The sequence below is a fragment of the Rheinheimera sp. genome (assembly GCF_020217005.1).
Lineage (GTDB): Bacteria > Pseudomonadota > Gammaproteobacteria > Enterobacterales > Alteromonadaceae > Pararheinheimera.
The window spans coordinates 1-10,000 of the sequence record NZ_JAIWOI010000160.1; the positions used below are offsets into that span (position 1 = coordinate 1).

Annotated in this window: 11 protein-coding genes; 8 read left to right on the forward strand and 3 right to left on the reverse strand. The window is 45.2% G+C overall.

The window, feature by feature from the left end:
- The 6 genes from LDL40_RS07775 to LDL40_RS07800 form a co-directional block, all read left to right on the forward strand.
- Window positions 1–395: polysaccharide biosynthesis C-terminal domain-containing protein (locus tag LDL40_RS07775; RefSeq protein ID WP_300994695.1), on the forward strand; the 395-nt coding region annotated here is incomplete at its 5' end.
- Window positions 392–1,429, forward strand: a complete 1,038-nt coding sequence (locus LDL40_RS07780; RefSeq protein WP_300994696.1) for a nitroreductase family protein — start codon at window positions 392–394, stop codon at window positions 1,427–1,429. The genes LDL40_RS07775 and LDL40_RS07780, both read left to right, overlap by 4 nt.
- Window positions 1,422–2,600: a polysaccharide pyruvyl transferase family protein gene (locus LDL40_RS07785; protein WP_300994697.1), complete on the forward strand. Its 1,179-nt coding sequence runs from the start codon at window positions 1,422–1,424 to the stop codon at window positions 2,598–2,600. Before LDL40_RS07780 ends, LDL40_RS07785 begins: the two co-directional genes overlap by 8 nt.
- A 168-nt stretch (window positions 2,601–2,768) precedes the next feature.
- Window positions 2,769–3,134, forward strand: coding sequence for a response regulator (locus tag LDL40_RS07790; RefSeq protein ID WP_300994698.1), 366 nt, complete (start codon window positions 2,769–2,771; stop codon window positions 3,132–3,134).
- Entirely contained in the window at window positions 3,131–3,712 is a 582-nt protein-coding gene (locus LDL40_RS07795; protein WP_300994699.1) for a chemotaxis protein CheX, read from the forward strand. The genes LDL40_RS07790 and LDL40_RS07795 overlap by 4 nt, the downstream gene beginning before the upstream one ends.
- An 18-nt stretch (window positions 3,713–3,730) precedes the next feature.
- The gene (locus LDL40_RS07800; RefSeq protein ID WP_300994700.1) at window positions 3,731–5,029 is read left to right on the forward strand and encodes an ATP-binding protein; all 1,299 of its coding nucleotides are present in this window, start codon (window positions 3,731–3,733) and stop codon (window positions 5,027–5,029) included.
- Here the strand turns inward: LDL40_RS07800 and LDL40_RS07805 are convergent.
- Genes LDL40_RS07805 through LDL40_RS07815 form a run of 3 tightly spaced genes read right to left on the reverse strand, consistent with a single transcriptional unit; the run spans window position 5,010 to window position 8,925 of the window.
- Window positions 5,010–6,422, reverse strand: coding sequence for an ATP-binding protein (locus tag LDL40_RS07805; RefSeq protein ID WP_300994701.1), 1,413 nt, complete (start codon window positions 6,420–6,422; stop codon window positions 5,010–5,012). The genes LDL40_RS07800 and LDL40_RS07805 overlap by 20 nt on opposite strands.
- A complete protein-coding gene (locus LDL40_RS07810) occupies window positions 6,409–7,584 on the reverse strand; it encodes an FIST signal transduction protein (protein WP_300994702.1) in 1,176 nt (391 codons plus the stop codon). The genes LDL40_RS07805 and LDL40_RS07810 overlap by 14 nt, the downstream gene beginning before the upstream one ends.
- A gap of 6 nt (window positions 7,585–7,590) precedes the next feature.
- The gene (locus LDL40_RS07815) at window positions 7,591–8,925 is read right to left on the reverse strand and encodes an HD domain-containing phosphohydrolase (protein ID WP_300994703.1); all 1,335 of its coding nucleotides are present in this window, start codon (window positions 8,923–8,925) and stop codon (window positions 7,591–7,593) included.
- A 107-nt stretch (window positions 8,926–9,032) separates the two neighbouring features.
- Here LDL40_RS07815 and LDL40_RS07820 point away from each other — a divergent pair, with 107 nt between their 5' ends.
- A complete protein-coding gene (locus LDL40_RS07820; RefSeq protein ID WP_300994704.1) occupies window positions 9,033–9,587 on the forward strand; it encodes a response regulator in 555 nt (184 codons plus the stop codon).
- Between the two features lie 19 nt (window positions 9,588–9,606).
- Window positions 9,607–10,000, forward strand: a 394-nt coding sequence (locus LDL40_RS07825; RefSeq protein ID WP_300994705.1) for a response regulator, incomplete at its 3' end; no start/stop codon positions are given.

The window sequence follows — 10,000 nt, forward strand, 5'->3', positions numbered from 1 at the left end:
CATTAACTATTGCCATCATTATATTTATCGTGGCGCCGCCTTTAGTGCCGCTGATTTTTGGTGAGAAATTTCAGGAAGGTATTTCAGTACTTCAAATCCATATTTGGGCTGGTGTATTTATTTTTATCCGCTACCTGATAGGGCAGCATTTAATTATCACTGACCAGGAGCCTCTATCTTTAGCCAGTCATGGCATAGGTGCGGTGTTAAATGTGCTGCTGAACTGGTGGCTGATACCCATTATGGGCATAGATGGCGCAGCCTGGGCAACACTCATATCCTACGCCTATGCATCATTTTTCTTTTTATTTTTTTCCAGCAGGACCCGCCGACAGTTATGGCAGCTGATCAAGGTTAAAGCCTCTGGTGTAGTGGTAGAGAAAGAGACGGTATGAAAAAACAACTGCAACAACTCAGGCAAAAACTGGACAGGGTGTTGTTACCCTACGCTGCCAGAAGCCGTTTGGCGGCCACTTTGTATTACGCATTTTTTAATCCACATTTTCGCCGCGAGCAACACGCCACAGCTGCGGGCCGACATCATTATCACCTGCACGAAGAGAGCAGCAGCATAGCGACAGTTATTTTGCGTCGAAATATTCACCGCCTTGAAAAAGGTTTGAGCATGGTGCCGCGCAAATCTTTGTTTGCGCTGGATTATATTGACGAGACTTTAACTGCATTACAGAACCTGTTAGCCGATCATCAGGCTCTGGATGTAGTACTGCTAAAATATTGCCACGATGTGATGGATAGCTATTTTTCTGTCACCCAGTGGCCAGAGGGAGCCAGCCAACCTATAACTTTTGCTCAGTTAAAAGCACAAATAGTACCGCGTCTGGAGCAAGGTCGTCCTTCTGCACCAGCGCCTTATGAACAAAGACCAAGAGCTGACGTCAGCTATGAGCAGTTCCTGACCTTGTGTCAGCAACGCTGTTCTGTCCGCACCTTTTTACCACAAAACGTACCTAGAGCCATGCTCGAGCAGGCAGTTTCAGCCGCAGCTCAGGCACCTAGTGCCTGTAACCGTCAGCCATTTCGCTATATTGCAGCTACAGAAGGCGAAATGCTGACGAAGCTGGCGAATCTGCCGATGGGTACTGTGGGTTATGCTAATGGTATCCCTGCTCTACTGGCTGTGGTCGGTGATTTAAGTGCTTATCCTTTTGAGCGCGACCGCCATGTAATTTATATCGACGCCAGCCTTGCCAATATGCAATTGATGTTAGCGCTGGAAACTATGGGCCTGGCCTCTTGTTCAATCAACTGGCCTGATATTGAAAACTACGAAGCCAAAATTGGCCGTTTATTAAAATTACAACCTTTCGAACGAGTCGTGATGCTGATTGCTGTGGGTTACCCTGATCCGCAGGCGTTGATCCCTCACTCCGAGAAGAAAACCGCTACGGAGTTACTAACTTATGTCTGAATCAAAAGCCTTATTGGTCGAAATTAAAGGGGTGCAGTTCCGCAATAAAGGTGCCTACCTGATGCTGCTAGCCTGTTTACAAGGCTTAAAAACCTTAAACAACACTGAACTGGTATTGTCACCTGGCCCTAACCTGCCCTACCGTGAGCGTGCTTTGTTAGGCGCATGGCAAAAAGTATCCTTTCGCCGTAAAGCCCTGGATTTAACCCCGTGGTTTGGTAAATTACCAGCCTCAGTACGTAACCTGATGAAACGTTATGGCATGGTGACAGAACGTGATGTAGACGTGATTTTAGAAGCCAGTGGTTTTGCTTACGGCGACCAGTGGCCGTTGAGGTTTTTGCAAAATACCGCCCGTGAAGTGAAACGTTTCAAAGAAGCAGGTAAACCTTTTGTGTTTATGCCTCAGGCTTTTGGACCTTTCACCAGCGATGAAAGTAAAGCGGCAATGCGCGACATTATTCACAGCGCCGCTCTTATTTATGTACGGGATCCCGTGTCCTTTAGCCACTTACAAAGCTGTGAAGCAAATCTTCCGGATACAGTCAAATTAACCCCTGACTTTACTGTAGGTTTGAAAGGCCACAGCAACGCTACTTTGCCACAAATTGAAGGCAAATTCGCCGCTCTTATTCCAAACAGCAAAGTAGTGTCTAAGTTTAACCATGCGAACGCTGAAGCAGAGCGTACCAACTATGTGGAGGCTTTTGCAGCCGCCGCTAATCAATTGGTGGAATTAGGTTATGCTGTGGTTCTGGTCAATCATGAAGGCAAAGAGGATCAACAGCTCTGTCAGGAAATCTCCCGCTTGGCACCTTGTGACACTATTCAGATTGAAGATCCGTTAGCAGTAAAGGCCTTCATTGGTCAAAGCTCTATTACCATCAGCTCGCGTTTTCATGGCGCTATTAATGCGTTAAGTCAGGGCGTGCCTTGCATAGCCACCAGTTGGAGTCACAAGTACCACGCTATGATGTCCGATTTTGGCATGGCGGATTATTGTCTGGAAAAACTCTCTGCCGTCAGCCTGACGCAGAAAGTTAGCCAATTATTGGCAGAGCATGAAGACATCACGCCTCGTCTTGCCGAAAACGCGGCCAAATTGAAACTGAAAAACCAGACCATGTGGCAGGGTTTATATAAAACTCTGGATAAGTACCTGGGCCGCTAAACTTCACTCTAAAGTGAAATCACAGTGTTCAGCACGGACGCTGTGATTTCACTATCATTTTTACCAAATAACTAGCTTAATTTGCTATCACCAATCGCAAATTTATCATTATTTTCATTTTTAAACTCTATAGTCTACACTTTATAAAAATAGATTAAGGAGTTGCTTATGCCTATTCCTATCACTATAGCGGACGACTCCGCTTTATCCCGCAAGACGATCCGACGAGCCTTACCTCCACAGTGGGATGTCAGTATCTGTGAAGCCAGTAACGGTAAAGAAGCTATCACCGCTGTTAAGCATGGCTTGGCAGAAGTGTTGTTTCTCGACTTGCAAATGCCAGAAATGGATGGCTACCAGGTACTTACTTATTTAAAGCAACATCACGAAAAAGCTGTCGTCATAGTGATCAGTGCAGATATCCAGACTCAGGCACAAGCTATGGTCAGTGCTTTAGGTGCCTTTCGTTTCCTGAAGAAACCTTTGGATCCAGCCTTACTGGCGCAAACATTAAAAGAGCTAGGTCTGATATGAAGGGGCAGTTTCTGTCCGACGAGCAGCAGGACGCCTTACAAGAGGTCCTGAATATCTCCATGGGTCAGGCAGCTGACGCGCTAGCCAGACTGATCCAGACTCAGGTACAACTGTCTATTCCGGCAGTTATACAAAGTAGCAGTGATCATTTTATTGGACTGTTGCTGCAGCCAGCGCCGCACCAAATTGCACAACAATCTTTTTTAGGTGAGTTAAACGGCGAGATGATTGCACTGATGACAGAGCAAGGTAATGAAGCCATAGCCAGACTAATGCACTACGATTCTCCTATGGTGGAGCAAGACAAACAAGAGTTACAGCTGGAGCTGACTAATATACTGGCGGGAGCTTGCCTGCATGGTTTGATCTCTCAGCTTAACTTTAAAATTCAACTTGCTGCACCAGTGCTGTTAAACCCGGCCTCACTCCATGCCAGCAGGCTAAATTGGCAACAAGCATTATTAATGGAAGTTCAATTTCAGATCCCGGAGTTCAACTTTTATGCACGGATCCTGATTTGCCTGAAGCAAGAGTCTTTGTGGCCACTAACACAACATTTGAATCTGCTGCTGTTATAACGACAAATGGATCAATCGATGAACGATGAACTGGCCTTACAATTGATCCGGCAACTGCCAATAGGCGCTTGCCTGTTGACGCCTGACTACCGAATCGTGTTGTGGAACGATTTTTTTGCAGAGCGTTTGCAGCTGCCCGCTGAGCAGACTGTTGGCCAAGATTTACTAGAAATCTTTCCCGAGCAGGCCAGATTTCTCAAACGTAAATTGGATTCAACACTAATACTTAAAAACACTAGTTACAGCTACTGGGAACAAAGGCCGCATATTTTTCAGTTCAAAAGTACCAGGCCTGTCACTGGTCAGGAAGAGCTGATGTACCAGAATATGGAAATAGTTCCAATAGTTAACGAAAACGGGCAGATCAGTCATTTATTACTAGCCATTATGGACGCGACGACCACTGCCTGTTATTCGCAAGATCTGAAACATGCACTTAGTCTGCTTGCAGAAGAGCATAAAGCTCAGGCTCAGTTAATAGATAAACTGGAAGAAGCACATAATCAGCTGCTTCAGGCTGAAAAAATGGCCTCAATAGGCCAATTAGCCGCAGGCGTGGCTCATGAAATCAATAATCCTATAGGATTTATATCCTCAAATCTGGAAACTCTGCAGCATTATTGCCGAACCTTAGTCGATGCACTGGATTTTGCTGGCGACCTGTTATTGCAGCAGGCTTCAGCTGAACTCACAGCCAGGTATCAAAGCTATCAGAATCAACATAACCTGAATTTTCTGTTACAAGATATGCCTGACTTGATAGCTGAATCGTTGGAAGGTTCAGGCCGGGTGATGTCTATTGTCAAAAGCCTGAGGGAATTCTCTCATGTAGATAGCTCCGAATGGAAAGAAACCAACCTGATCGATGGTATGGAAAGCACATTGAGGATCATCAACAATGAATTGAAATACAAAGCGACTGTGCATAAGGATTATCAGCAAGACATGCCTCTGGTCTATTGCCAGTCGATGCAAATTAATCAGGTTTTTATGAACTTACTGCTTAACGCCGCTCAGGCCATGGAGCAACCTGGTGAAATTTATATCCGCATCACTGCTGAAGCTGAGGTAGCCAGAATTAGTATCAGAGACACGGGTACGGGCATAGCTCCTGCGCATCTGAAAAAAATTTTTGACCCGTTTTTTACCACTAAAGCGGTAGGCACAGGGACCGGGCTTGGACTCTCGTTGTCTTACAGTATTGTTCAGAAGCATCAGGGTAAACTCAGTGTCAGCTCTCCTCCTGGTCAGGGCGCAGAATTCATAATTACCTTGCCGCTGCACAAAGCACCAGACGTTAATCCTGATGCTCCATAGGTCCAGCCAACGGAAAATACAAGGTAAAACGACTAAAGCTACCCAGCGAACTCTGCACTTCGATATGACCGCTGTGTTGCAACATGATACTGTGACACAGTGACAAACCTAGACCAGTGCCCTGCCCTACATCTTTAGTTGTAAAAAAAGGTTCAAATAATCTGTTGATATGTGCAGGCTCTATACCACAGCCATTGTCTTCAATAGCGACCCAGGCTTCACTGTCGCGCACTCCCGAGCTGATTTGCAACTCACCATGATCATGCTGTATCGCCTGTCTGGCATTCATCATGATGTTCAGAAAAACCTGACCTATCTGATTAGACTTACCCATGACAAACAAAGGGCTGGGGTGCAAATATTTTTTTAGGTATAACGCATGTTTAAATTCACCACCGATAATTTTAATGGTTGATTCGACACTTTCGTTTAAATCCACCAATTCGATCTTATCAGTGTCAGGATGGGAAAAACGTCTCAGGCTTTGCACTATATCTCTGACTCTGATAGCTCCTTCCAATGAATCAGCAATTAACATATCGCTGTCCTCAAGCAAAAAGGCAACATCTTCCTTTTGATAAAGTTCATCCAGTTCTTTTTGGGCCCGTAACCTGACTTCGTCACTTTGTCCGCTGTCCGCGACCAACTGATAGTTGGTCAATAGGCTTTTAAAAATAGACAAATAGGTCTGAAACATATGAATGTTGCTGAGCAAAAATCCTATAGGGTTATTCAATTCATGAGCGACCCCTGCAGCCAGCTGTCCAAGTGACGCCATTTTCTCCGACTGCAATAGACTTTGTTCTATTCGTTGCTGCCGTTCCTTCAGCGATTGAGACGCCATATACAGCTTTCTGTTTTCAACGCTGGCAATAGTACTGGCAACAAAGCTTATAAACTGACTGGCAATTTTTTCTTCCGAAGGTCCAAAAGCTGCGACTGAACCCGAGCCCAGTATTAACAGAAACTGTTGGTCCCTGGTCTGGATACGCTGTAACAACGCTGAATGGATCGCTGGCCACCAACTACTGATCGGCTCGCCCCAGATTGGCAGCAGCAGCAGGTTAAACACTGCCACTGAATGACGACCAGACAAAGCTGTTTGCAAAGCATCACTGCCAAGCTCTCCCTGTTCTGGCCAGTCTGGAGCCTTTTGTCTGGCTAACACAGTAAAATGTTCAGCTTCTAACCTTAATAATACAGCGCAATCAAACTGTATCCCTTCAGCCATCACGCCGAAAAATTTGCTAAAGGTATCTTCCAGTGTGTCCGAACTTAATATGGCATCCAGGCCTTTTTGCAATAACTGGTTTAGCCTGACGTGCAATAATGCATTGTCCCGCTCAAACGTCAGCTCCAGAACTTTTTCCCTGAGTTTTTCAACTGTCGGCATCAGTTTCTCCGAATAACACCGTAGCGTACATCAAATTACCATGTCTATTGGTGTGATCTACGGCATAACCTTGCTCACCAAAAGTAAAAGCGATCAAAAATGGCGCACCATCCAATGAAGTACAAACATTATCACGCACTAAACCCATCTGCTCTTTGATACTGAGCAAACAAGCACCACAAAAGATAATAATACCGCCACTGACTCGTTGTTGTGGCAAAATTGACCGCGTACAATCACACATAGTCCCGGTCCTGCTCAGTAGCCGGGGCGTTTCACTTGTCATTAAACACAGTTGTGTTCCCTGCTCGACTTCGGCAAAAAGTTCAATGGTACCGTCATCATGAAAATCTACAGGTAAACTAAGCATATACAGAGGTAAATCCAGCTGATCCTGCTCAATGATCGAACCCAAGGGAGTTAAGGTGGTTTCCTGCATATAATTATCGCTGATTTTCTTGTTGAGCCAACGGCTATAAACATCTACTGCAGGTTGGTCATCAATTTCCTGTAGCAAACGTCCCTTAGCCTTAGTGACAATACCTTTATGTTGAGTAGGAACATAACCTGAATGGAAAAAATGACTGATGGCAACCGAGGGATAAAGTACAGCAATCACTACCGCCTGCTGATGAATAGCATAGCCGTCGTATTGAACCCACAAACCCGACACATCATCGTCCGCACTACTCCCGCCATAAACCGGTACTTTCTTCCCTAAAACCTTTTCAATTTGCCTCAACACTGCCTCCTCAGTGCCAGGGGGCTGCATACACCACACTAATTCTGGCACCTGGTAAGGTCGTCCGGCTTTTTGCAATGCTAACGTTAAAGCCTGTTGAGTTGCTTTTGCTATATCCTGGTTCTCTATCACAGCGCTGGCACTGGCATAATGTCCTTCGTCATCACGAATCATCATTACAGCTAAACTATCCTGTTGTAAAAACACCCCTTGTTCCGTAATTACGCCCAAACAGGAACTGCCTCCTATCCAATGCGCCGCACAACTTAGCATAGGTAACTCTCGAAGCAATGGAACGCGGCTATGATGTCCCATCACAAAACCAAACTGAAACTGCTGGCCTGCCAATTGCTGCTGCAGATCCTGCCAAATGGCTTCAGCTGTACAGGCGTTACTTTGTGCTGTTTTGATTTCAAACATCAGCTGTTACTCTGCGGGTGCTTTGACGGAAGACACTAAAAGTGTCCATTTTTTTTCGCGCTTTGATTCTATCTGACATAATTTAGCTATGCTGACCTGCGTAAAAACATGACCATGTGGCAACAATAAGATCCTGTTTTCATTGTATAAAGGGCGCTCCAGTACCATACCAGCCTCAAGTTGTTCTGTGGTAAGCTGAAGGTGATGAGAAGCGATAAGTTCCGACCCTGACAGTTTCTCAACGGGTAAGGCAGACAGGATATTTAATAGCACGGGATCATAAAAACTACCCTGCTGCATTTTCAGTTGCTGAATAGCATTGGCAAAAGCACTGTCCTGCTGTCCTTCCTGCTTGTCAATCATGAGCCAAAAATCGCGGGCAAGAGCCAAAATACGGGACCCCAGTGGTATGTCTGTTCCCACTAAATGATCCGGACTTCCGGAGCCATTATAACGTTCGTACTGATGGTAAATTGCATCAGACATCAGGGCCAAATGGCTGGCTGGCAATAACATCAACTGAGCCATGGCCGGATGAGTGTAATACTGCTGACGCTCATTACCGTCCAGACTATGAAAAGCTTTACTGTAAAGCTCAGTATCCATACCTAGCAAACCTAACTGAGACAATAACCCGGCCATCACAATTTGTTTTTGCTCTTTTGGATCCAACTGCAAATGGGAGCACAGCAAGTGGCAGGTTCTGGCAATATGCTGGGCAAAATGACCATTTAAATGAGGGTTAACACTAATAAAGTTAAACAACAAATCTAATAAGGACTGGTGCTCTTGTTCCAATTGTTTTAGTACTTGCCTTAACTGCCCGGTGCGTTTTGATACATGCAGTTCAAGCTGTTGATTCAACTCTTTTAATTTCTGATTCTGCACACTGAGTTTTTGTTGTAGTTCTTTATTTTGTCTTACCAACAGAAACTTTTCAGCAGATTCACGAACCTGAACAATCAACTCTTCATTACGCCAGGGTTTTTGAATATAACGCTGAATTTGGCCCTGATTGATTGCCATAATAGTGGAGTCAATATCTGCGTATCCCGTTAATAGCAATCGCTGACTGTCCGGACAACGTTCGGCCGCGCATCGCAAAAACTCCGCTCCTGTCATACCTGGCATCCGCATGTCGCTGATAATGACTGCAAATTCTTGCTTTTCAAGCAACAACAGCCCCTGCTCTCCACCTGTTACAGTAACGACATCAAATCCGGCAGCCATCAGCATACGTTGTAGTGATTTTAGTATGCTGATTTCGTCGTCGACGCAAAGCACTGTGGCTCGAGCAGCCACTGAATGGTGTTGGCTCACTGAGAGTTCTGAAGTAGTCATACCGAATTCTCCGCCAGGACAAATATCTTATTTGTCCCTTGTGTCGCATTTGTCTTAAACCTATGCTAAATTTGTCCCGAGTGCAAGAATAAGGTCAAAAAATATAGATGAAAACTCTGACACCAGGTGAAATAGCTTCGTATTGTGACGTGCATCAACGCACTGTCAGCCGTTGGATTGCATCAGGACAGTTAAAAGGTTTTAAGCTGCCCGGCAGGGGTAACTACAGAGTAGTACTGGAAGACTTTATTTGCTTTTTAAATCAACAAAAAATTCCTGTTGCTGACTCACTAACCACTACAACGACAGTTTTAGTAGTAGACGATGAAGTTGCCTACAGAAGAGCTATATTCAGAGTCCTGCAACAGGGCGGATTTCACGTCATACAGGCGCAGGACGGATTTCAGGCTGGCCTGCTTTTAGTGCAACATAAACCTGCTGTCATGACTTTGGACCTACAGATGCCAAGCCTGGATGGCTTTGAAGTTTTAAAGTATATCCGCGAACACCCCGAGTTGAACCAGACAAAAATTCTGGTGATTTCAGGCTTAGCTCAAAGCGAACTAGACAGAGCCAAAGCCTGCGGCGCCAACGCTATACTGAGCAAACCATTTGATAATCCACGTTTACTGGAAGCAATTCAGCAACTAATCAATGAATAGATGGCGGCCGGAGCAACTGATGAAAAGTAAAATACTGATCGTTGATGATGAAGCGGCTGTTCTGCGCAGCCTTGAGCGTTTAATTAGTCGTGCTGGTTATCAGGTTGTCACTGCCAGTAGTGGCGCTCAGGCTCTGGCGTTGTTGGCCGAAAACCCTGTACAGATCATTTTATCTGACTTCCGGATGCCTTTGATGTGCGGTAATGAGTTACTCAAAACCGTTAAAAAACGTTCGCCCCAGATTGTAGGCCTGATTTTAAGTGCTTATGCTGATTTCGATGCAGTAGTAGAGAGCCTTAACTCAGGAATCGCCTTTAAGTTTTTACAAAAGCCCTGGACAGATCATTTACTACTGGCGGAAATCCAGAAAGCCGAACTTGAGTATAATCGCCGCAGCCAACCCGACCTGCACA